This is a genomic window from Chloroflexota bacterium (assembly GCA_014360825.1).
Classification (GTDB): Bacteria; Chloroflexota; Anaerolineae; order UBA2200; family JACIWT01; genus JACIWT01.
On record JACIWT010000010.1, the window covers coordinates 100331 to 121622 of the forward strand.

The 21292-nt window shown below is 56.2% G+C and carries 21 protein-coding genes, 4 tRNA genes and 1 other annotated feature; of the genes, 23 read left to right on the forward strand and 2 right to left on the reverse strand.

Annotation, left to right across the window (positions count from 1 at the left end; all coding sequences use genetic code 11):
• The first annotated feature begins 243 nt into the window (after positions 1 to 243).
• The 15 genes from nrdR (at position 244) to rplL (ending at position 15722) form a co-directional block, all read left to right on the forward strand.
• Positions 244 to 759, forward strand: coding sequence for a transcriptional repressor NrdR (gene nrdR, locus H5T64_08495; protein MBC7264386.1), 516 nt, complete (start codon positions 244 to 246; stop codon positions 757 to 759).
• The gene (locus tag H5T64_08500; protein ID MBC7264387.1) at positions 695 to 2971 is read left to right on the forward strand and encodes a vitamin B12-dependent ribonucleotide reductase; all 2277 of its coding nucleotides are present in this window, start codon (positions 695 to 697) and stop codon (positions 2969 to 2971) included. Before nrdR ends, H5T64_08500 begins: the two co-directional genes overlap by 65 nt.
• Before the next feature lie 284 nt (positions 2972 to 3255).
• On the forward strand, positions 3256 to 7170 hold the full coding sequence (locus tag H5T64_08505) for a DNA-directed RNA polymerase subunit beta (protein MBC7264388.1): 3915 nt from the start codon (positions 3256 to 3258) through the stop codon (positions 7168 to 7170).
• Between the two features lie 202 nt (positions 7171 to 7372).
• Complete coding sequence (gene rpsL, locus H5T64_08510; protein MBC7264389.1) at positions 7373 to 7789, forward strand: 30S ribosomal protein S12; 417 nt, start codon at positions 7373 to 7375, stop codon at positions 7787 to 7789.
• Positions 7790 to 7834: 45 nt separating this feature from the next.
• Positions 7835 to 8305: a 30S ribosomal protein S7 gene (gene rpsG / locus H5T64_08515; GenBank protein MBC7264390.1), complete on the forward strand. Its 471-nt coding sequence runs from the start codon at positions 7835 to 7837 to the stop codon at positions 8303 to 8305.
• Between the two features lie 69 nt (positions 8306 to 8374).
• A complete protein-coding gene (fusA, locus tag H5T64_08520; GenBank protein MBC7264391.1) occupies positions 8375 to 10471 on the forward strand; it encodes an elongation factor G in 2097 nt (698 codons plus the stop codon).
• Between the two features lie 161 nt (positions 10472 to 10632).
• Complete coding sequence (tuf, locus tag H5T64_08525) at positions 10633 to 11835, forward strand: elongation factor Tu (GenBank protein ID MBC7264392.1); 1203 nt, start codon at positions 10633 to 10635, stop codon at positions 11833 to 11835.
• A gap of 38 nt (positions 11836 to 11873) precedes the next feature.
• On the forward strand, positions 11874 to 12038 hold the full coding sequence (gene rpmG, locus H5T64_08530; protein ID MBC7264393.1) for a 50S ribosomal protein L33: 165 nt from the start codon (positions 11874 to 11876) through the stop codon (positions 12036 to 12038).
• A gap of 39 nt (positions 12039 to 12077) precedes the next feature.
• Positions 12078 to 12151 (forward strand) — tRNA-Trp (locus tag H5T64_08535).
• Positions 12152 to 12387: 236 nt separating this feature from the next.
• On the forward strand, positions 12388 to 12540 hold the full coding sequence (gene secE, locus H5T64_08540) for a preprotein translocase subunit SecE (GenBank protein MBC7264394.1): 153 nt from the start codon (positions 12388 to 12390) through the stop codon (positions 12538 to 12540).
• Between the two features lie 17 nt (positions 12541 to 12557).
• The gene (gene nusG, locus H5T64_08545; GenBank protein MBC7264395.1) at positions 12558 to 13280 is read left to right on the forward strand and encodes a transcription termination/antitermination protein NusG; all 723 of its coding nucleotides are present in this window, start codon (positions 12558 to 12560) and stop codon (positions 13278 to 13280) included.
• A 36-nt stretch (positions 13281 to 13316) separates the two neighbouring features.
• Complete coding sequence (rplK, locus tag H5T64_08550; GenBank protein ID MBC7264396.1) at positions 13317 to 13742, forward strand: 50S ribosomal protein L11; 426 nt, start codon at positions 13317 to 13319, stop codon at positions 13740 to 13742.
• 61 nt (positions 13743 to 13803) lie between these two features.
• The gene (locus tag H5T64_08555; GenBank protein MBC7264397.1) at positions 13804 to 14520 is read left to right on the forward strand and encodes a 50S ribosomal protein L1; all 717 of its coding nucleotides are present in this window, start codon (positions 13804 to 13806) and stop codon (positions 14518 to 14520) included.
• A gap of 50 nt (positions 14521 to 14570) precedes the next feature.
• Positions 14571 to 14714: a sequence feature (ribosomal protein L10 leader region), on the forward strand.
• 27 nt (positions 14715 to 14741) lie between these two features.
• Positions 14742 to 15275, forward strand: a complete 534-nt coding sequence (locus H5T64_08560) for a 50S ribosomal protein L10 (protein ID MBC7264398.1) — start codon at positions 14742 to 14744, stop codon at positions 15273 to 15275.
• Between the two features lie 48 nt (positions 15276 to 15323).
• On the forward strand, positions 15324 to 15722 hold the full coding sequence (rplL, locus tag H5T64_08565) for a 50S ribosomal protein L7/L12 (GenBank protein ID MBC7264399.1): 399 nt from the start codon (positions 15324 to 15326) through the stop codon (positions 15720 to 15722).
• Positions 15723 to 15822: 100 nt separating this feature from the next.
• Here the strand turns inward: rplL and H5T64_08570 are convergent, their stop codons facing one another.
• Positions 15823 to 16572: a hypothetical protein gene (locus H5T64_08570; protein MBC7264400.1), complete on the reverse strand. Its 750-nt coding sequence runs from the start codon at positions 16570 to 16572 to the stop codon at positions 15823 to 15825.
• A gap of 17 nt (positions 16573 to 16589) precedes the next feature.
• Entirely contained in the window at positions 16590 to 17366 is a 777-nt protein-coding gene (locus H5T64_08575; GenBank protein ID MBC7264401.1) for a triose-phosphate isomerase, read from the reverse strand.
• 153 nt (positions 17367 to 17519) lie between these two features.
• On the opposite strand from H5T64_08575, the gene H5T64_08580 reads away from it, so the two are divergent.
• From H5T64_08580 to H5T64_08615, 8 genes are all read left to right on the forward strand, one after another.
• Positions 17520 to 17608, forward strand: a tRNA-Ser gene (locus H5T64_08580).
• A gap of 24 nt (positions 17609 to 17632) precedes the next feature.
• Positions 17633 to 17718, forward strand: a tRNA-Ser gene (locus tag H5T64_08585).
• Positions 17719 to 17912: 194 nt separating this feature from the next.
• A tRNA-Asn gene (locus H5T64_08590) sits at positions 17913 to 17987 on the forward strand.
• A gap of 137 nt (positions 17988 to 18124) precedes the next feature.
• Complete coding sequence (locus tag H5T64_08595) at positions 18125 to 18442, forward strand: RNA-binding protein (protein ID MBC7264402.1); 318 nt, start codon at positions 18125 to 18127, stop codon at positions 18440 to 18442.
• A 321-nt stretch (positions 18443 to 18763) separates the two neighbouring features.
• Positions 18764 to 19873 (forward strand): aminopeptidase P family protein, encoded by a 1110-nt coding sequence (locus H5T64_08600; protein ID MBC7264403.1) that lies wholly within the window; start codon positions 18764 to 18766, stop codon positions 19871 to 19873.
• Positions 19874 to 19884: 11 nt separating this feature from the next.
• Positions 19885 to 20316, forward strand: coding sequence for a hypothetical protein (locus H5T64_08605; protein MBC7264404.1), 432 nt, complete (start codon positions 19885 to 19887; stop codon positions 20314 to 20316).
• 2 nt (positions 20317 to 20318) lie between these two features.
• Positions 20319 to 20615, forward strand: coding sequence for an iron-sulfur cluster assembly protein (locus H5T64_08610; GenBank protein MBC7264405.1), 297 nt, complete (start codon positions 20319 to 20321; stop codon positions 20613 to 20615).
• A gap of 253 nt (positions 20616 to 20868) precedes the next feature.
• The coding region (locus tag H5T64_08615) for a hypothetical protein (protein ID MBC7264406.1) at positions 20869 to 21292 on the forward strand (424 nt) is incomplete at its 3' end.

The following is a 21292-nucleotide window of genomic DNA, read 5'->3' on the forward strand; positions in this document are numbered from 1 at the left end:
TAAACCCCTTGCTTTTTTGCGTCATTTGTGCTAAACTATAAAGGCACTATCCAACATATTGTGTAATGCCGCCCATCAAACACTAAATGTAGTACTTTAGTTCGAGCCTACCAAGTGCAACCCTGGACGAAATGGACAAACGGGAGTCTTGGCACTGGCGTCGTGCTTTGGCATAGCAGTTAGTACTACAGGAGGCTGATGGGCTTGTTTTGACTTCGCACAGAGAACGCCTTAGGGGGGATCATGAAGTGTCCTTACTGTCAATACAGCGACTCCCGTGTCGTGGACTCCCGCGATGTGGGTGATCTCATCCGGCGCCGCCGCGAATGCCTGCAGTGCAACCAACGGTTTACAACTTACGAACGGGTGGCCCCCGTCAATGTGCTCGTTATCAAGCGCGATGGCCGGCGCGAGGAATTCAATCGGGAGAAATTGTATCGTGGGTTGCGCATCGCCTGTGCGAAGCGACCCATCGCCGACGAGAAAATAGAGGCTCTCGTTCATGATGTGGAGACAGCGGTCTTTAACTTGGGTAAGGCTGAGGTTGAGAGCCGCGTCATTGGCGGGATGGTGATGGACCGCCTCCGAGAATTAGATGAAGTAGCCTATGTGCGTTTCGCTTCCGTATATCATCGTTTCAAGGATGTGGATGGGTTGGTAGAGGAAATAGAATCGCTAAAGCATTGGAAGAGCGATGCGCAGAAGAAAAGGAAGACCAGACGGAAGAAGGGGGCTCAGGGTGGAAGCGCAGCAAACTGAGATTAAACTAACTGCCAATGCGCTCACCGTTCTGGAAAAACGCTATCTAACCAAAGATGAAGACGGGCGCGTTTGTGAAACGCCGGCGGACCTGTTCTGGCGCGTGGCGCGAAACATCGCCCAGGCCGAAAAACTATACGACAGCGCAGCCGACACCGAAGCGGTGGCACAAGCATTCTTCCGCCTGATGGCCACGCTGGATTTCCTGCCCAACTCTCCCACTTTAATGAATGCCGGTCGCAAGTTGCAGCAATTGTCGGCTTGTTTTGTGTTGCCTATCGAAGATTCGATGGTGAGCATTTTCGAGACGCTGAAACACACTGCTCTCATCCACCAGAGCGGTGGCGGGACCGGCTTCTCCTTCAGTCGACTGCGGCCCCGCAATGATGTGGTGCGCTCTACCCACGGTATATCCAGTGGGCCCATCTCGTTCATGCGGGTGTACGATGCGGCCACAGATGCTATCAAGCAGGGTGGCACGCGTCGCGGGGCAAACATGGCTATCTTGCGGGTGGATCACCCGGATATCGTGGAGTTCATCACTTGCAAGGCCCAGGAAGGAGTGCTTGCCAACTTCAATATCTCCGTGGGTGTAACAGATGCTTTTATGGCCGCCGTGGCGAATGACGAGGAATATGGGCTTATCAACCCACGCACCGGTCAGGTAACAGAGAAAGTCCGTGCCCGCCAGATCTTCGACCTGATGGTGGAGATGGCCCACCGCAATGGTGAGCCAGGGGTGGTGTTTCTGGATCGCATCAACCAGTTTAACCCCACGCCCCTCGTCGGGCAGATCGAGGCTACCAACCCGTGTGGCGAGCAGCCGCTCCTACCTTATGAGAGTTGTAATCTGGGTTCCATCAACTTGGCCCACATGGTACGAAATGGTGAGATAGATACCGAACATCTGGAGCGCACGGTGCGCCTGGCCGTCCGCTTTCTGGACAATGTCATTGATATGAACCGCTATCCTATCCCTCAGATCGAAGAGTTGACCAAGGCCAACCGCAAGATCGGCTTAGGGGTGATGGGTTTCGCGGATATGTTGGTCCAGTTGAGGGTTCCCTACGATTCCGAGGAGGCCCTCGAGATAGCCGAGCGGGTGATGGGCTTCATCCGCGACATAGCACGAGAGGCCTCAGAGGAGTTGGCAGCCGTGCGAGGCGCTTTCCCGAACTTTGCCGGCTCGATTTACGATAAGCCGGGTGCGCGCCCATTACGCCACGCCACTTGTACTACCGTCGCCCCGACCGGAACCATTAGTATTATCGCCGGCTGTTCCAGCGGTATCGAGCCTTTGTATGCCTTGAGTTATGTGCGGGCCCACGTGTTAGATTCCGACACCTTGCCCGTCGTGAACGATCTTTTCCTGGAGGTAGCGAAGTCCGAGGGGTTTTACTCCGACGACTTGATTCGCGAGGTGGCGGCTCGTGGGTCGGTGCGCGGGTTGCCGAGTGTGCCGGAATGGGTGCAACGGGTGTTCGTCACCGCCCATGAGATCGCGCCGGAATGGCATGTCCGCATCCAGGCAGCATTCCAGAAATACACCGACAACGCAGTCAGCAAGACAATCAATTTTCCCAACAGTGCCACCGTGGAGGACGTGCGGCAGGCCTATTTGTTGGCTTATCAGATGGGCTGCAAAGGGATCACGATCTACCGCGATGGCAGTCGCCAGACCCAGGTGCTCACGAAAGGTTTGGCTGTGCCCAAAGAGGAGGAAGGCAAGGGAATCCGACGCAAGCCCCGGCCTCGTCCCACGATCACCAAGGGATGGACGGAGAAAGTGCCCATGGGTTGTGGGCGCAACCTGTACATCACCGTAAACGAAGATGCGGAAGGCCTCTGTGAAGTCTTCTTGCAGATGGGCAAAAGCGGGGGATGTACAGCCTCTCAGTCCGAGGCTATCGGCCGGCTGATCTCGCTGGCCCTGCGGTCGGGGGTGAGCACAGACGAGATCATTGATCAGTTGAAGGGCATTCGTTGCCCCTCTCCCTCGTGGCATAACGGCAGTACCACCCTCTCCTGTGCCGATGCCATTGGCAAGGCCCTGGAGCGCTACCGCAACGGGCGGGAGGGCAAGGGCGAGGAGAACGCCCATATTAAGAGCCTGACTGACATCTGCCCGGAGTGCCCGGAATGCGGGGGAATTATGCAGTTTCAAGAGGGATGCGCGATCTGCCGGGCGTGCGGGTATTCGCAGTGTGGCTGAGAGGCCATCTTCCGGCCCTCTGACGGGTGGAATAGCGTTGTGATGAGGCTCGTGCTCTTGAGGTTTGCTATCCGGATTTCAGCGCAGAATTTGACAAAAAGAAAAATTGTGGTATAATTAAAATTCGATTTTTCAACCAAAGGTTCTGCCTGGATCGCGGCCTCCGAACGGCACATGGCTTACCTTGATAAAGGTTCTTTCGTTGCCGCCAGTGGAGGCTCGTTTTTTGCTGTTTGCTTTCATCGAACCCTCGTGGCAGGCACTACAAGGGGGGATAAGAATAGATGGCAGTTTCAGTAAGGGGTGTCATCAATCGGAATATGAGCGTGTTGAATAACCGTGTCCGGTCCTATGCTCGCATCCCTGACGTCCATCCGCTACCCAGTCTCATTGAGGTGCAGCGTACCTCCTATGAGTGGCTCATCAAGGAAGGATTGCGAGAACTCTTCGAGGAGATCTCGCCCATCGTCAGTTACAACGGCAACTTAGAGTTGCATTTCCTCGATTATCGCTTTGAGGAGCCCAAATATAGCGAGGAGGAGTGTCGCACCCGCGACATGACTTTTGCTGCCCCGCTCTACGTGCGGGCGCGGCTCATCAACAGGGAGACGGGTGGGGAAATACCCGAGCAGGATGTTTACCTGGGCGATTTCCCGCTCATGACCAGCAATGGCACGTTCATCATCAACGGCGCAGAGCGCGTTGTCGTCAGCCAACTCATTCGTTCCCCCGGCGCTTATTTCAAGGTGGAGGAAGATCGGGTTACCGGACGACTGCTCTGCATGGCCAAACTCATTCCCAACCGCGGGGCTTGGCTCGAGTTTGAGACCAGCAAACGCGACGTCATCTCGGTGAAGGTGGACCGCAAGCGCAAGATACCGATCACCGTTCTCCTGCGTGCGTTGGGCACCATCGAAGTGGAGGGCCAAGAAGCCGATAACGCCCTCATTGTAACTGGCACCGACGAGGAACTGTTATCCCTTTTCGCATCTGTGGACACGATGCCGGAACACTCCTACATCCAGTCCACTATGGAGCGTGATCCGACCACAGATGCCGCCTCGGCCCTCGAAGAGTTCTTCAAGAGAATGCGTCCGGGCGACCCCGCCACCTTTGAAAACGCTCGCAGTTATCTTAGCAGTCTGCTTTTTCATCCGCGGCGTTATGATCTGGGGAAGGTGGGCCGCTACAAGCTCAATAAGCATCTGGGGCTGGATGTGCCTCTGGATCATCGCACCCTTACCAAGCGCGACCTGATTAAGATTGTCGAGCGCATCATTCAGGTGAACAACGGCGTCGAGGACCCAGACGATATTGATCATCTTGGCAACCGGCGTGTTAAGACCGTGGGCGAGTTGATCCAAAATCAGTTGCGCATCAGCCTGCTGCGTATGGAGCGTATGGTGCGTGACCGAATGAGCACCCGCGATCCGGAGCAGGTAACTCCTGTGGCGCTCATCAATATTCGTCCGATCGTCGCTGGGTTGCGCGAGTTCTTTGGTGGCAGCCAGCTCTCACAATTCATGGATCAGACGAACCCGCTGGCGGAACTAACCAACAAGCGCCGTCTCTCGGCATTGGGCCCCGGTGGCCTGCGCCGTGAGCGTGCCGGATTCGATGTGCGTGATGTGCACCACAGCCACTACGGCCGGATTTGTCCTATCGAAACCCCAGAAGGCCCAAACATCGGCCTCATCGGTTCCCTGTCCACTTATGCGCGGGTGAATGAGTATGGCTTCATTGAGACTCCATACCGCAAGGTGATCCATTCTCTCCCGCCCGACCCGAAACTGCTGGAGGGCCGCACTGTCCGCGAGCGGATATTAGACCCCAAGACCGAGGAGGTCATCGCCGAGCCAGGCACAAAGATAGATGCCGCGTTGGCGAAGCGGATCAAGAAAGCGGGCGTTCGAGAAGTCAAAATAGTCCCAGTGGCCACAAACGAAGTGGTTTACCTAACGGCGGACGAAGAAGATCACTACGTTATCGCCCAGGCAAATGCTCGGCTGGATGACGATGGCCAGTTCTTGGATAAGCGCGTCTCCGTACGCTATCACCAGAATTTCCTCATGGAGGCGGTGGAAAAGGTAGACTATATGGACGTGTCGCCCAAGCAAATCGTGGGAGTGTCGGCGGCACTCATCCCATTCCTGGAGCACGACGACGCCAACCGCGCCTTGATGGGTTCCAACATGCAACGCCAGGCTGTGCCGCTCATTGCCCCTGAGGCTCCTCTGGTGGGCACGGCGATCGAAAAACCAGCCGCATTAGACTCTGGTCAAGTGATCATAGCGGAGAACGACGGCGAAGTCGTCAGCGTCACAGGGCAGCGGATCGTTGTGCAAGGCAACGACGGACAAAAAGTCTATCATCTGCGCCGCTACAGTCGCACAAACCAAAGCACGTGCCTGGACCAACGTCCTATAGTGAACAAAGGTGACCATGTGAAAGCAGGAGACGTTCTCGCCGACTCCTCTTCCACTGACCGCGGTGAATTGGCCTTGGGTCAGAACGTAATCGTTGCGTTCTTATCCTGGGAGGGCGGCAACTACGAAGATGCCATTCTCATTAGCGAGGCGCTAGTCCGAAACGACAAGTTTACCTCTATCCACATCGAGAAGCATGAGGTCGAAGCGCGGGATACCAAACTGGGCCCCGAGGAAATCACCCGCGATATCCCAAACGTTGGCGAAGACGCGTTGCGAAACCTTGATGAAGAGGGTATCATCCGCATCGGTGCAGAGGTGGGACCGGGCGACATTCTGGTGGGCAAGATCACGCCGAAAGGCGAGACCGAACTGACCCCAGAGGAGAAATTATTGCGCGCCATCTTCGGCGAAAAGGCCTGGGAGGTCAAGGACTCTTCGTTGCGCCTACCACATGGCGAGCGCGGCAAGGTAGTGGACATCCGTACCTTCTCCCGCGAGGAGCATCCCGATATGGCTCCTGGCGTGGACAAGATGGTGCGCGTGAGCGTCGCCCAACGCCGCAAGATCACCGAGGGCGACAAGATGGCCGGTCGCCACGGCAATAAGGGCGTGATCTCCAAGGTGGTCTCCATTGCCGATATGCCCTACCTGGCCGACGGCACGCCCGTGGATATTATCTTGAATCCGCTTGGAGTGCCCGCCCGTATGAATGTGGGCCAGATTCTGGAAGCTCACTTGGGGTGGGCGGCCAGTCGTATGGGCTTTCGAGCCGTGTCACCGGTATTCGACGGCGCGGATGAGACGGAAATCATGGGCGAATTGGCACGCGCTTGGCTGATAGATCGGGCGTGGGAAGACGCAACCCGGCGCGCGTGGCAGTGGCTGCACGAGCAAGATGTGGACACCACCGACCTGGAGGATGACGAAGAGGCGCGGCGTGTGTACTTGCGCCACGTGTTAGAAGTACCTGACGACCAGGATGTGGATGAGGTCGTTTCCGATTGGGCCTCGGCACGCTGGGCCTGGCTGGCGCAGTGGCTGAAAGAACGCGGGTACGATATCCGTTCCATTCAATCCACCATCGAAACCGACCTGCCTGTTTCAGAGCGAGGGAAGGCCGACCAGAGGGCAGTGAATCTGTGTCTGCGTCTGTGGCTTGAGGACCATGGCGTGGATGTATCGAATCTATCCGACCAGGACATCGAGGACAAGGCAGCGCGCGTCAGCCTGGAAGTCAAAGAACCCCTGCCGATATCGGGCAAGATGATCCTCTACGATGGCAAGACCGGGGAGCCTTTCGACCGCCCAGTGACCGTAGGCATCATTTATATGATGAAACTGGCGCACCTGGTGGAAGACAAAGTGCACGCCCGCTCCACAGGGCCGTACTCGCTGGTCACACAACAGCCCTTGGGTGGAAAGGCCCAGTTGGGTGGCCAGCGTTTCGGAGAAATGGAGGTTTGGGCTCTGGAGGCCTATGGCGCGGCCCACACCCTACAGGAGATGCTCACCGTCAAATCAGACGATGTGACTGGCCGGGTCAAGACCTATGAGGCTATCGTGAAGGGCGAACGGATCAGCGAACCCGGCATACCAGAATCTTTCCGCGTCTTGGTGAAGGAATTGCAGAGCCTGGCGTTATCCGTTGAGGTTTTGAATGAGAACGGTGAGCGAATCCAGTTTGGGCGTGAGGAGAGTGAGGAGCCATTGCCCAGGCTGGGCTTGGGGTTGGGTGTGCCTGGATTTGCACGCGAGAGGACCTTTGGATAAACGCGCCTCTCTACCACATGCGATACAGGGTAATTGACAATTTTCACAATGTATATATACTTTAAATGTTTCATCCCGCTGTGAACTTGAGCGGGTGTGAACTTTCTTACCGAGTACGAGCATCGCCGAGGCGCTGCTTGTTCAGAGCGGCCTCGGCGTCTTATGCCTATTATTCACAAGCCTTGTAGAAGGAGGGCTTATCTTGCCGACGATCAATCAATTGGTGAGAAAAGGACGCAAAGAAAAGTTACAGAAAAGCAAAGCGCCCGCTCTGCGCCTCTCATACAACGCGCTCAAGGGTCGGTACACTCGGGGGCGGAATCCAATGAAGCGCGGCGTTTGCACGCAGGTCAAGACGATGACCCCGAAGAAGCCTAACTCGGCCCTGCGGAAAATCGCCCGTGTGCGCCTGACCAGTGGAATCGAAGTTACAGCCTACATTCCCGGCGAGGGCCACAATTTGCAGGAACACTCGGTGGTGTTGGTGCGCGGTGGCCGGGTCAAGGATTTACCTGGCGTGCGCTATCACATCGTCCGCGGAGCATTGGATGCTGCCGGCGTCGAGAATCGCCAGCGCGGGCGTTCGAAATACGGTTCTAAGCGACCAAAGAAGTCCTAACTTATACTGGGCATGATTTTGCCTTCTCTGTGCAAGGAGAGTGGAATGCCGAGACGTGGTACTGTCATCCGTCGGGTGCCAGCGCCCGACACCAAATATAATAGCATCTTAGCGGCCCGATTCATCAACAAATTGATGCAACGTGGCAAGAAGAGCGTGGCGGAACGCATCTTCTACGAAGCCATGGACATTATCGAGTCGCGGGTCAACAAGGCTCCATTGGAAATCTTCGAACAAGCCATCCACAACGTGGCGCCCGTTTTAGAGGTGAAACCTCGGCGCGTCGGTGGTGCAACCTATCAGGTTCCTGTGGAGATTCAAGGAGACCGCCGTTTCTCTTTGGCCATGCGCTGGCTCATCCAGTCGGCACGCAGCCGACCGGGCAAGTCCATGGCCGAGAAACTGGCCAACGAACTCATGGATGCTTCCAAGGGCACGGGGGCCGCTATCAAGAAGAAGGAAGACACACACAAGATGGCGGAGGCCAACAAAGCCTTTGCCCACTACCGGTGGTAGCCCAAGGCTGGCACACCTATTGCCGATGGAGTGACGCTGGCGTCGCATTTGCCAAGGCCGGGGTGTAAGATGTCCAGGCTCGCGCCTCTAGAGAAGGTCAGGAATATAGGCATTATCGCTCATATTGATGCGGGTAAGACCACCACCACGGAGCGCATCCTGTTCTACACCGGCCGCACGCACCGCATGGGCAATGTGGACGAGGGCACAACGGTCACCGATTGGATGGAGCAGGAGCGAGAGCGCGGTATCACTATCCAGTCGGCGGCTGTTACTACGCTCTGGCGTGATTGCCAGATTAACATCATTGATACACCGGGCCACATAGATTTCACTGCCGAGGTCCAGCGTAGCCTGCGCGTGTTGGATGGAGGGGTGGTCATTTTCGATGCTGTGGCCGGGGTGGAACCGCAGTCCGAGACCGTGTGGCGGCAGGCCGACCGTTTCGGAGTGCCGCGTATCTGTTTCATTAACAAATTAGACCGTACAGGGGCTGATTATTGGCGTTCAGTCAGGAGCATTGAGGATCGTCTTGGAGCACGCACGGCTGTGGTCCAGATGCCCATCGGCATAGAAGGGCATTTCAGGGGGTTGGTAGATCTCATCGAGAACCGCGCCGTGATTTATCTGGACGATCTGGGCACCCAATTGGAAAGCACCGCTGTGCCCCCGGAACTCCAGGAGGAGGCGGCCCAACGCCGCGAGGCGTTGATCGAACGGGTGGCAGAAACCGACGAGGCGTTAACCCTAAAATATCTGGAAGGTGAAGAGATAACGCCTGCGGACCTCCGTGCCTCTCTCCGTGCGGCCACAATCAGTGGCCAGTTGTTCCCCGTCTTAGGGGGAGCAGCCTTGCGCAACAAGGGCGTGCAATTGCTGCTCGACGCGATCGTGGATTATTTGCCCTCCCCGCTGGATATTCCACCAGTGCAAGGAGTAGATCCGCGCACTGGCACACCGATCGAACGGCGACGTAGCACCCAAGATCCTTTCACTGCCTTGGCATTCAAAATCCAGACCGATCCCTTTGTGGGACGACTGACCTACATCCGGGTGTATTCCGGTCGCCTGAAGGCGGGGATGCGAGTGTTGAACGCCACCAGAGACCGCAAGGAGCGAGTAGGGCGTATCTTGCGCATGTATGCCAACCGCCGGGAGGAGATGGAGGAAGTCGAAGCCGGCGATATCGCCGCGTTGCCAGCCCTGCGCTGGACGTTCACAGGTGACACGATATGCCACGAGAATTACCCGGTCGTTTTGGAAGCCATTCGGTTCCCAGAACCCGTGATCTCGGTGGCCATTGAGCCGAAGACGAAGGCGGACCAGGATAAAGTCAGTGACGCATTGAAGCGCCTGGAGGAGGAGGATCCTACCTTTCGCGTCCGCACCGATGCGGAGACAGGCCAGACGATCATCTCAGGTATGGGCGAACTGCACCTGGAAGTGTTGGTGGATCGGCTGCTCCGCGAGTTCAAGGTCCAGGCCACCGTCAGCAAGCCACAGGTGTCCTATCGGGAGACGATCACCAAGCCCATGCGCGCGGAGGGGCGATTCATCCGACAAACGGGGGGCGCTGGGCAATACGGTGTGGTGTGGCTGGAACTCGAACCACGACCTAAGGGTACCGGATTCGAGTTCGAAAACGCTCTGAAGGGAGGGACCATCCCCCAAGAGTTTGTACCCGCTGTAGAACAAGGTGTGCGCGAGGCAATGGAAAGCGGGGTCTTGGCCGGATATCCGCTTGTGGACATGCGGGTCAGGTTGGTAGATGCCCAATATCACGAGGTGGACTCCTCGGAACTGTCTTTCAAAATGGCGGGGTCGTTGGCTTTGCGCAATGGCGTAGCGCAGGCGGAGCCCGTGCTCTTGGAACCCATCATGAAGATAGAGGTGGTGGTACCCGAAGAAGCCACCGGCGAAGTAATCGGCGATCTGAATGCCCGACGGGCCACGATTGATGGCATGCAATCCCGCGCCGATGGGATGCAAGTGATTGACGCCCACGTCCCCTTGGCGGAGACATTCGGCTACGCAACCGATCTGCGCTCCTTGACCCAAGGGCGCGGCTCGTTCACAATGGAATTCGACCATTACGCTGAATTGCCCAGGGAGATGATGGAACGCATTCTTGGGGGCGCGCGATATGTTTCCCGGCGGACAGGATAGAAAGGGGAATCGAGATCCTTCCACTCTGCGAGAGAGTGGGAACGATTTGGATTGACCACTACATGTAACTTGCCAAAATTTGAATTTTGATTATAATTCCGCGTTTGTGCCAGTGAATTTGAGCAATCATCGTTTTCAAGTGACGAAAGGAGAACCACCTTATGGCGAAGCAGAAATTTGAGCGCACGAAGCCACACGTGAACGTGGGCACCATTGGTCATGTGGACCATGGCAAGACCACCTTGACGGCTGCCATCACCAAAGTGTTGGCGATGAAAGGTCTGGCCCAGTTCCGGCCCTACGATTCGATTGACAACGCTCCGGAGGAGAAGGCGCGGGGGCTGACCATTGCCATCTCCCACGTGGAGTACGAGACTCCGGAGCGGCACTACGCCCATGTGGACTGCCCAGGTCATGCCGACTACATCAAGAACATGATCACCGGGGCGGCACAGATGGATGGGGCCATCCTGGTGGTGAGCGCGCCAGATGGGCCCATGCCGCAGACGCGGGAGCACATTTTGTTAGCCCGCCAGGTGGAAGTGCCGAGCATGGTGGTGTTCCTGAACAAAGTGGACCTGATGGATGACCCGGAACTATTGGAGTTGGTGGAGTTAGAGCTCCGGGAGTTGTTGACCAGTTACGGTTTCCCTGGCGATGAGATCCCCATCGTGAAAGGGTCGGCGCTGAAGGCGTTGGAGAGCCCATCTACGGACCCCAACGCGCCGGAGTACCAGTGCATTTGGGAGTTGACGAGGGCGGTGGATCACTACATCCCGACGCCGGTGCGGGAGATGGACAAGCCTTTCTTGATGCCGATCGAGGATGTGTTTGGGATCAAGGGGCGCGGGACGGTGGTGACTGGGCGTATCGAGCGCGGCACGGTGAAAGTAGGGGACGAGGTGGAGATCGTCGGGCTGCGGGAGGATGTGCGGCGGACGGTGGTGACCGGTGTAGAGATGTTCCGCAAGACGTTGGACTACGGTCAGGCGGGGGACAATGTAGGTTGCCTGCTGCGTGGGATCGAGCGCGAGGAAGTGGAGCGCGGGCAGGTGTTGGCCAAGCCGGGGAGCATCAAGCCGCACACCGAGTTTATGGGAGAGGTGTACGTGTTGAAGAAGGAAGAAGGTGGGCGGCACACGCCGTTCTTCACGGGATACCGGCCGCAGTTCTACATCCGGACGATGGACGTGACGGGAAGCATCGAGTTGCCGGAAGGGGTGGAGATGGTGATGCCTGGGGACAACGTGAACATGAAAGTGCGCTTGATCGTCCCCGTGGCTTTGGAGCAGGGCTCGCGGTTCGCCATCCGTGAGGGTGGGCGCACTGTGGGCGCTGGTGTGATCACGAAAATCGTCGAGTAGGTAGAAAGAGGGGAAAGGGTCTCTGAACCCGAGTAGATATGGCGAAAAAAGAGAACCGCATTGTGATTACTCTCGCCTGCACCGAGTGCAAAGAGAGAACTTATACTACAACCAAGAACCGCAAGAACGATCCTGGGCGTATTGAACTGCAGAAATACTGTCCACGATGCCGGAAGCACACGTTACATCGTGAGGCGAAGTAAGGCCGAAACTACAGTCATAAAACCTACATTGCAGAATAAAGGCCAGTAGCTCAAGTTGGCAGAGCAGCGGTCTCCAAAACCGCAGGTTGCGGGTTCAAGTCCTGCCTGGCCTGCTGAACCCATAAGACACCGTATCGAAAACCAGGCGATTCTTATCGCCAGTATTTCGGGCGTTTCTCATAGTCGCCGGGTAACGGTACGGTGTCTTTGGGATGCGTATCTGTTCGGGAAAACACAGATCAAAATTATGGAGTGAGATCCGGTGGCCAAAGCGAAGGAAACAAAGCCCACGCGCGAACATAAAGAGAATCGAATCGTGCGGTATCTCAAAGAAGTGCGATCCGAGTTGATGAAGGTGACCTGGCCCAGCCGCAGCGAGACGTTTACGCTGACGATTGTAGTCCTAGTCACCACGGTGGCCATGAGCGGATTCTTAGCCGTTGTAGATTGGGGTTTTTCCCAGTTGATCCGAGTTATCTTACAGATTACAACAGGAAGTTGAATTCTTATCGTGGATCTATGAGCGAGAACGAAGCAGAAATTACTCAACCCGAGGTTGAGGCAACTGAAGAGCAGCCATCAGCCGAAACGCAGGTGGAACCTGTCGCCGGGGAGACGGCGGAAGGGCCTGAGGGCGAGGTTCCAGCGGGGCAAGAACCTTCCACGGAAACATCAGAGGGAGCCCTAGCGGAAGGCGAGGTTTCTGCGCAAATACAAGATGGACGTGCTTGGTACGTCGTACACTGCTATTCGGGTTACGAGAACAAAGTCCAAAAGAACCTGGAGCATCGTATCGAGTCCATGGGGATGCAGAACAAGATCTTCCGCGTCGTCATTCCAACTGAAGAAGAAATCGAAATTCGTGAGGGCCGTCGTCGCACCACCAGAAAACGCGTTTTTCCAGGCTACGTCTTGGTGGAGATGATCCTTGACGAAGATTCCTGGCAGGTGGTGCGCAACACTCCGGGTGTGACTGGGTTCGTGGGTTCGGGTACCAAACCAACACCTCTTTCCGAAGAAGAGGTAAGGAATATCCTAAAACGCATGGAGGTCGAGGCTCCCAAGATCAAGGTCAGTTTCCGGATCGGCCAAAGCGTACGCATCATCGACGGTCCTTTCGCCGATTTCATGGGCACCGTGGACGACATGAACCTGGAGAAGGGCAAAGTGCGCGTTTTAGTCTCTTTCTTCGGTCGCGAAACACCGGTAGAACTAGACTTCCTGCAGGTGTCAAAACTGTAATCGCTCTGGCTGGAAGAGCATCTTGAGGGGAGATAAATGGGTAAAAAAGTCAAAGCCATCGTTAAATTACAGGTTCCCGCCGGCAAGGCTAGCCCTGCACCACCAGTTGGCACCGCGTTGGGCCCACATGGTGTGAATATCATGGCCTTTTGCAAAGAGTACAATGCGCGCACGGCGAGCCAGGCCGGTAGCATCATTCCGGTGGAGATCACTATTTATGCGGACAATTCTTTCACTTTCGTCACGAAGACTCCACCCGCAGGGGATCTACTGAAGAAGGCAGCCGGTGTAGAAAAGGGCTCTAGCGAGGCAGGCAAGCAGATAGTTGGTAAGGTGACGCGCCAGCAGATCCGCGACATCGCGTCGCTGAAGATGCAAGACCTAAATGCCACCGACTTGGAAAGCGCAGCGCGGATCATTGAGGGCACCGCTCGTAGTATGGGTATCGAGGTGGTTGATTGAACAGTAGTGTCCCTTGTCGTGGGAGGGCATTTCGCCCGTTTATGACCACAATGGAGGAAAAATGACTAAGCATGGTAAGAAATACCTGGAAAAGAAAACGTTGATTGATCCGGAGAAACTGTATTCGCCGGAAGAGGCTGTTGATTTGCTCAAACAGACGGCTTACGCTCGCTTCGATGAAACGGTTGAACTGCACATACGCACTGGCGTTGATCCGCGCCAAGCAGATCAACAAGTGCGCGGGGTAGTACAATTACCTGCCGGCAGGGGTAAGAAAATCCGGGTGTTGGTCTTTGCTGAGGGGGAGGCAGAGAAGGTAGCCCGTGATGCGGGGGCCGATTATGTCGGCTCGGATGAACTGATAAAGCAGATCAGCGAGGGGTGGCTCGAATTCGACGTCGCCATAGCCACTCCGCAGATGATGGGTAAGGTGGGCCGCCTTGGGAAGATCCTGGGTCGCCGCGGCCTGATGCCCAATCCTAAAGCCGGCACTATAGCGGACATCTCCGATTTGCCACGTATCATCGCCGAGTCTCGTGGCGGGCGTGTTGAATTTAAGATTGATAAGACTGCCAACGTGCACATCCCAATAGGCAAGATTAGTTTCACCAAAGAGCAACTTTTGGAGAATCTCGCCGCGGCGATGGATGCGATCATGCGCGCCAAACCGACCGGCGCCAAGGGTCAGTACATAAAACGAATTACATTGACAACTACAATGGGACCAGGGATCCGACTAGATCTTTCACAGGCTATGGCTCTCAAGCCTGCCGCCTAAGCCCGAAATACTTCAACCCGAATGGTCGTTTCGGGTGCTGTACAGTTGTACAATAGAATATAGTCCCGCCAGTGACAGCAGGTGCGCTGCGACGCTTAATTAATGCCTGCCGAGGCAAGGACTTGAAGCCAAGCGAACCCCTTGTGCACGCGAGTCTTTGTTTCGGCTAGCACACGGGGTTTTTAGTTTCCAGTCAAAACATAGCAAGGAGGTGATCATCTTTGGCTATAACCAAGGCTAAAAAGGAACAACTTGTTGCCGACTACGCCGAAAAACTTGCTCGGTCAAAGGCCATCATTCTGACGGATTACCGTGGCCTGACCATGGCAGAACTGACCGACCTGCGTAGGCAGTTGCGGGGTGTTGGAGCAGAATACCATATCGTCAAAAACCGGCTGGTTAGATTGGCAATGAGTAGGGCGGGTCGGACTGTACCTGAGGATCTGTTGACAGGCCCGATTGGCATTGGCTTTTGCTTTGATGATGCCGTAGCAGTAGCCAAAGCGATTGTCGAGTACGCCCAAAGCGCTCGCACTTTCGAGATCAAAGGGGCTGTAATGGGCGATAGCATCCTCAGCGCCACAGATGTAACCACCCTCGCCACGCTCCCGCCAAAAGAGGCTATACTGGCCCAAGTATTGGCGGCTATCCAATCACCAACCACTGGGCTGCTTGGCGTGTTGGATGCAGCGCTGCGCAACGTGCTCTACGTTTTGCAGGCTCGAGTCGAGCAATTGGGTGGCGTGGCTCATTGAGCCTGATCACAGAGTGTGCGAAAGAAATCTTAGAGGAGGTAACACTTCATGTCCATTGAAAAAATCGTACAGGAGATCGAGAAACTCAGCGTCTTGGAACTCGTCGAATTGAAAAAGGCGCTCGAGGAGCGCTGGGGCGTCACAGCTGCATCCGTCGCCGTAGCCGCAGCCCCAACGACTGGTGCGGTCGCTGCTGGCGAGGCTGCTCCCGCTGCCGTGCAAGAGCAAACTGAATTCGACGTCATACTCAAGGAAATCGGCCCAGAGAAAGTCAAAGTTATCAAGGCCGTCCGCGAGATCACCGGCTTGGGGTTGAAGGAGTCGAAAGACGCAGTGGATGCCGTCGCAAGTGGTCCCAGTGTCATCCGCAAAGGCGTGAGTAAAGACGAAGCGGCGGCGGCGAAAGCCAAGTTGGAAGAAGCCGGCGCTGTAGTTGAGATCAGATAACCAAATAACATCGAAACTTCGTCCTGAAAAAAGTGCTCGCCGCCGGGATGAGGAGTTTAGACTCATAGCCCCACCGTTTTCATGATCGTGGGGCTATGAGTCAATATTCCACTTTTCTGTGTAGGAGTATCTCTCCGGTCTTTTCCACGAGCAAGATCAGCACCAGGAAGATAATATCCACTGTAGCAGTCAAGACGAGGGCATAGTTTAGGTAGTTCGCGGCGGATTGTACCACTCCTCGCCAGACAGGAGGAATCTTTAGCCCACCGCCTGCAAAGTAGAGGATGGCAATTGCGGCTATCAGAAAGATGAGCAACGTCCTCCAAGGGCGCAGATCGGAGTCGCTGGGCAACATCGCATTGCTAATAGCGAAAATGAGGTAGAGCCACACCCACGCATCTGGGGCCAAGATAAGGTTACGCAGGAGCGAGGACACTGCTTCTAAGGTGAGGGGTGTGATCATTCCTGTGGCAAAGCGCCAATGGCCGAGCCCTAAGATCAAGGTGCAACCTACCATTAGTGGCGCTACACCGATGATGCTCTCCCTCACCGGGTCTACGGCCGCTACCCGCACAGATCCGAAACTGATCTTGCCTTTGGATTTGCGTTTCGGGGCGATAGAGAGGTTTCCCGTTCTAACACCCAGCAGGCGAGCCACAGCCCAGTGGCTGACTTCATGTAATACCACACCTGGCAAGAGCACGAGGAAATTGAGCAGCGTGGCTACCTCTCTGTCTCCAGAGAAGAGCAGGCCAAGCCCCTGTAGGTGTGCGTTCAGCCATCTCTTCAAGAACATAAGGGACGCTAAGAGCGAGGCCAGCCAGATCACCGCCGTCCAAGTGCTAAGCACAGTTCCATGGCTCCTCGTTAGTAAGGCAGTCCCTTGGCTCGGGCGGATCGCCGTACGATCTCGACAAAATCATTTGCATCCAGGCTGGCCCCGCCCACCAATGCCCCGTCAATCTCCGGCTGGACCATGAATTCCTCGATGTTGTCCGGCTTGACACTGCCACCATACTGAATACGGATCGCCGACGCCGTTTTCTCGTCGTACAGATCCGCGATGGTGCCCCGGATGACCAGCCCAATGACACGGTTGGCCACTGCGCCAGTAGCGGGCTTCCCCGTTCCGATAGCCCAAATGGGCTCATATGCAATCACCAGCCCGCGCACTTGATCTGCCGACAACCCCATCAGTGCCGCTCGCACTTGACTAGAAACGACCTGTTCTGTCGCGCCGCTTTCATTTTGCTGCAGATTTTCACCAACGCAGATAATGGGCGTAAGGCCATGTGCCAGTGCTGCAACTGCCTTGCGGTGGACGGTTTCATCCGTCTCGGCGAAATATTGGCGGCGTTCGGAGTGGCCAATGATGACGTATTCGCATAGGTCACGGAGCATCAGTGGCGAGATCTCACCAGTGTAAGCGCCCTGTTCTTCCCAGAACATATCCTGCGCACCCAGTTTGATGTCCGTAGCCCGCAGAAGTTCTCGTACTGCGGTGAGGGCAACGAAGGGGGGACAAAGCACGCGCTCGACACTTTTGACTCCGCTCAGGCCGCGCCGCATCTTGCGCACTAAGGCTACGGCTTCCTCCACCGTCTTGTGCATTTTCCAATTGCCAGCGATTATGGGGACGCGCATAGAAGTATTCCTCCGTTCGAGCGTTGTGTAGGGACAACCTGGGATACATCTTACCAGAAGGCGCTGCCTCTGTCAACAACCTAGCGCCTTTTGTCATTCTCTTCGGTGTGTGCTACAATTTTCAATGTCAGTGGACGTGCTGAAGACTGCAGAGGAGGGGTGCCGGAGAGGTTGATCGGGACGGTCTCGAAAACCGTTGTGGGGCTTATGCTTCACCGTGGGTTCGAATCCCACCCCCTCCGCTGGCATACAGTAGCACATACTACGGAGAGGTCGCATAGTTTGGTCGAGTGCGCACGATTGGAAATCGTGTAGGCGATGAGCCTCGCGGGTTCAAATCCCGCCCTCTCCGCCTTTCCTCGATGGCTTGTATTCACCCCCGGGCCCGATTTGCCATTGGGAGTGGATCATATCGCCCTATTGGTCATTCCTCGCGGCAGGTCCACACTCATTCGCAGGATCACCCACTGCAACAAGTGGCGGTTTTGATGCAAGCGCAATTGTAATTTGACCAAATATGGTAGGTTTGCTATAATAATTATGCATTCCTCGGTAGCTCAACGGTAGAGCGGCCGGCTGTTAACCGGTTGGTTGTAGGTTCGAGTCCTGCCCGAGGAGCCAATTTGATCTATTAGCGGGATACGACCAGCCCCTGTGCATACTGAGAACCGAGTGGCTCGCCCAGGGTGACGTTCCCTGGGCGAGCACGCTTTTAGTCAAGTGTATGATGGCCGCTCAGCGGCAGGAGGAGAGGAAGAATGACCAAGAAGTTGTACGTCGGGAATCTCAGTTACAGTATGACCGAGGATGCTTTACGGGAATTGTTTACTCCCATCGGTGAAGTCACTTCAGTCACAATCATCACGGACCGCATGAGCGGCCGGTCCAAGGGATTTGGCTTCGTGGAGATGGCCACTGATGAGGCGGCTCAGGCTGCGATCTCGCAGCTCAACGGTACTACGGTGGACGATCGCCAACTCACGGTAGCCGAGGCGCGCCCACAGCGTCCTCGCGACGAGCGGCGTGGAGGGCGCGGCTATGGTGACCGACGGGGCGGTAGATCCCGCCGCTACTAACCGCCCGCCGCTGACCGTGGTATTAGCGCAAGGAATCGAATACCGAGCGGCTGCAAATCTTGGCCGATGAGAAGTACTACGCATCGCCAATGGCAAGCGTAAGCCCCGCAGTTATCAGGTCCACACGTCACCTGAACTGCGTGAGGACAATGGTAGGATAGCAAGGCCCCTTCGCATAGTTGTTTGCTGAACGGGGCCTTGCGCCTTTTTGACGTGACTTTTGTCACAGACAGAAATGCAGCATCTGTGGTAAATTGTAATTGAGAAATGGCGGCATTTGTTTTGCTTTGCAAAGGATTGCAATAGAGAAGGGGTGTAGTTATGGATGCTATCCACCGCGAGCGTATTGCTCGTCTGCAGGAAATCATGGCGACCCAAAATGTGGACGCGCTGTTAGTGTTGACATCAGAAGATTATGTCTACTTCACCGGCGACTTGCGTCGCCAACCTCGAGCCATCATCCCGCGAGAAGGCGATCCTATCTTGCTCGTCTTCGCCAGTGAGGTCGAAGAAGCGCGGGAGAACACTGGCTTGCAGGACATACGTCCCTATCGTGGCCTCCATGAGATGATGCTGGCTATCATGTCCTATTTCAAAACGGTGGGCGAGAGACCCCGTGTGGCTATCTCGATGGAGTTCGGGACGCCTGCTTTTCTGCTCGAGCGTTTCAAGATGGCGAACCCGCGCGTCGAGCTGGTGGATTCGAAGCCGCTTGTGTCGCCCTTGCGCCAGGTGAAGTCAGCGGAAGAGATAGACTTGATCCGCAAGGCCTCTGCTCTGGCCGACCTGGGCATTGAGACGGCCAAGCAGGTCATCCGCCCGGGCGTCACGGAATTGGACGTGGCCACCGAAGTCGAGTATGTGCTCAAGAAAAAGGGCATGGACCGGTTGTCTTTTCCCATGTTCGTGAACTCGGGCCGCCGTTCCCTCTGGCTCCATGGCACAGCCACACGCAAGGCGATTGAGTCCGGCGACCTGATTGTGGTGGACATCGGGCCGGTCTATCAGGGCTATTGTGCGGACATCTGCCGTACCTTTTCGGTTGGCGAACCATCCCAAAAGGCAGCGGAACTTTACAATCTGTATTATCGAATGCAGACCACCGCCTTGAATGAGGCTCAACCAGGCAAGCCATTGCATCGGATTGAGGAGCAAATCGAGAAACTGCTTGACCAGGCCGGCTATCGCGATTACTACCTGCGCGGTTTCATACATGGCATCGGCCTGGGGTTCGAGGAGACACCCTTCCCCACTATCTTCCCGGAGGACGTGTTGGTGCCGCTGGAAGAAGGGATGACCCTGGCGGTCGGGCATGCCATCCTATCGGTTCCCGGCATCGGTGGGGCGCGGGTAGAGGATACGGCACTGGTAACCGCCAGCGGAGCCCAACTCCTGACCCACGCACCGCGCGAGGGGATCATCGTCGTCTGAGGAGGATGAGTATGGCGAAAGGTACACAAAGGTTTGCAGTACATAGGCCGCTGGATGAAGTGCACCGCTATCTTAGCGATCCGGCCCGCGTGGGCGGAGGTTTGGCCTTCGTGCAGGCGACAGAACGAGAGGACACGTCCATTCGCTGGCGGCTGAAATCGCCCATGTCCAGCATCACCAGGACACCGTGGTTCGATCTGGAGTTTGGGGTTGGCGACCGCGACATCCACTGGCACGGGCGCGGCGCTCATCTGGAGACGGTGGGGCACTTGCATTTGGTGCCCCAGGGCCCGACTGAGACAGGGGTCGAGTTCACGTTGGAGATGGTCGGCCTGGGTCCTATGGCGCTGGTAATCGAGCCGCTGGCGTCGGTGCAGATCGAATCGCAGATGGGCTATCTCGCCGACAGTCTGTGTGCGCAGTTTGAAACGAAGGAGCAATGACTATGATCAACGAACAGGCCGTCTGGGAACAATTGGCGAAGGTGAGAGATCCTGAGTTCGGGCGTTCCATTATCGAGCGGGAGTTGATTGACAAAGTCGAGATCGAGGGTGATACTGTCCGCGTGCGTTATCACCTCACCGTGCCTTTCTGCCCGAAGCCTTTCGCCCTGCACATCGGGCGGGAGATCCGGCGAAAGGTGTCGGAAGTGGAGGGAGTCAGCCGCGTGGAAGTGATCGTTCAAGAACATTTGCAAACCGACGAGATCAACCGGGAACTGGAAGCCGATCTCAACCAATAGCCTACGACAATGCGGGAGAGGAGTAAATCACCTGGGTGAGGGGGATTTACTCCTCTTTCTTTTTTTCTCCTATGGTGCGTTTTCTTGAAGGCGGAGTTTCCATTAGCGGAGAATGCTGCGCTATAATCTGAGCCGCCAGCGATAAAACAGTGCGGCGATGGAGGAATAAGGCGTGGGAGCAATCTCCAGATTGCGACGAGCGTATCGCCGTCTGGAGACGGTTCCCACCTGGGAGTAGGGACGGAGGGAGAACATGAACCCCGAAGCACGAGCGAAAATGGCCCTGGTTGCACTCATCGTAGTACTGGCAGCGATGGCTACCCTGAGCGCTGCGCCCGCCTCGGCTGGCCAGTCGTGGGAGCAATCTCCAGATTGCGATCGGCGCATCGCCGTCTGGAGACGGCTCCCACTTGTGAATACCCGCCATCGAATGGAATTCGGTGGCTACGCCCGGGACGTAGGGGCGGCTGGCCGGTCGCCCCTACTGGAGATCGCATTTCCGGACGGTGTGGGTAGCGAGATCCCGACCCACGCCGGTCGCCGGTGGATTCTTCCACCGGCTGGTTTTGTCAAGTCCCGCTGGGACTGGGCCGCGATGGGCCGCCACATGAGTCTGCAGGCGTTCCCGCCCACCCAGATTGCCCCGACCGGATATATCTCTTACACCATCCGCCCCG

Bases quoted from the DNA above. Each gene is read 5' to 3' on its own strand.
- rplL (MBC7264399.1), top strand. From the start codon at position 15,324: ATGTCCATTGAAAAAATCGTACAGGAGATCGAGAAACTCAGCGTCTTG.
- fusA (MBC7264391.1), top strand. From the start codon at position 8,375: ATGTCCAGGCTCGCGCCTCTAGAGAAGGTCAGGAATATAGGCATTATC.
- H5T64_08500 (MBC7264387.1), top strand. From the start codon at position 695: ATGCGCAGAAGAAAAGGAAGACCAGACGGAAGAAGGGGGCTCAGGGTG.
- H5T64_08575 (MBC7264401.1), bottom strand. From the start codon at position 17,366: ATGCGCGTCCCCATAATCGCTGGCAATTGGAAAATGCACAAGACGGTG.
- H5T64_08555 (MBC7264397.1), top strand. From the start codon at position 13,804: ATGACTAAGCATGGTAAGAAATACCTGGAAAAGAAAACGTTGATTGAT.
- H5T64_08600 (MBC7264403.1), top strand. From the start codon at position 18,764: ATGGATGCTATCCACCGCGAGCGTATTGCTCGTCTGCAGGAAATCATG.
- H5T64_08595 (MBC7264402.1), top strand. From the start codon at position 18,125: ATGACCAAGAAGTTGTACGTCGGGAATCTCAGTTACAGTATGACCGAG.
- nrdR (MBC7264386.1), top strand. From the start codon at position 244: ATGAAGTGTCCTTACTGTCAATACAGCGACTCCCGTGTCGTGGACTCC.
- H5T64_08610 (MBC7264405.1), top strand. From the start codon at position 20,319: ATGATCAACGAACAGGCCGTCTGGGAACAATTGGCGAAGGTGAGAGAT.
- tuf (MBC7264392.1), top strand. From the start codon at position 10,633: ATGGCGAAGCAGAAATTTGAGCGCACGAAGCCACACGTGAACGTGGGC.
- rplK (MBC7264396.1), top strand. From the start codon at position 13,317: ATGGGTAAAAAAGTCAAAGCCATCGTTAAATTACAGGTTCCCGCCGGC.
- rpmG (MBC7264393.1), top strand. From the start codon at position 11,874: ATGGCGAAAAAAGAGAACCGCATTGTGATTACTCTCGCCTGCACCGAG.
- rpsG (MBC7264390.1), top strand. From the start codon at position 7,835: ATGCCGAGACGTGGTACTGTCATCCGTCGGGTGCCAGCGCCCGACACC.
- nusG (MBC7264395.1), top strand. From the start codon at position 12,558: ATGAGCGAGAACGAAGCAGAAATTACTCAACCCGAGGTTGAGGCAACT.
- H5T64_08505 (MBC7264388.1), top strand. From the start codon at position 3,256: ATGGCAGTTTCAGTAAGGGGTGTCATCAATCGGAATATGAGCGTGTTG.
- secE (MBC7264394.1), top strand. From the start codon at position 12,388: ATGAAGGTGACCTGGCCCAGCCGCAGCGAGACGTTTACGCTGACGATT.
- H5T64_08605 (MBC7264404.1), top strand. From the start codon at position 19,885: ATGGCGAAAGGTACACAAAGGTTTGCAGTACATAGGCCGCTGGATGAA.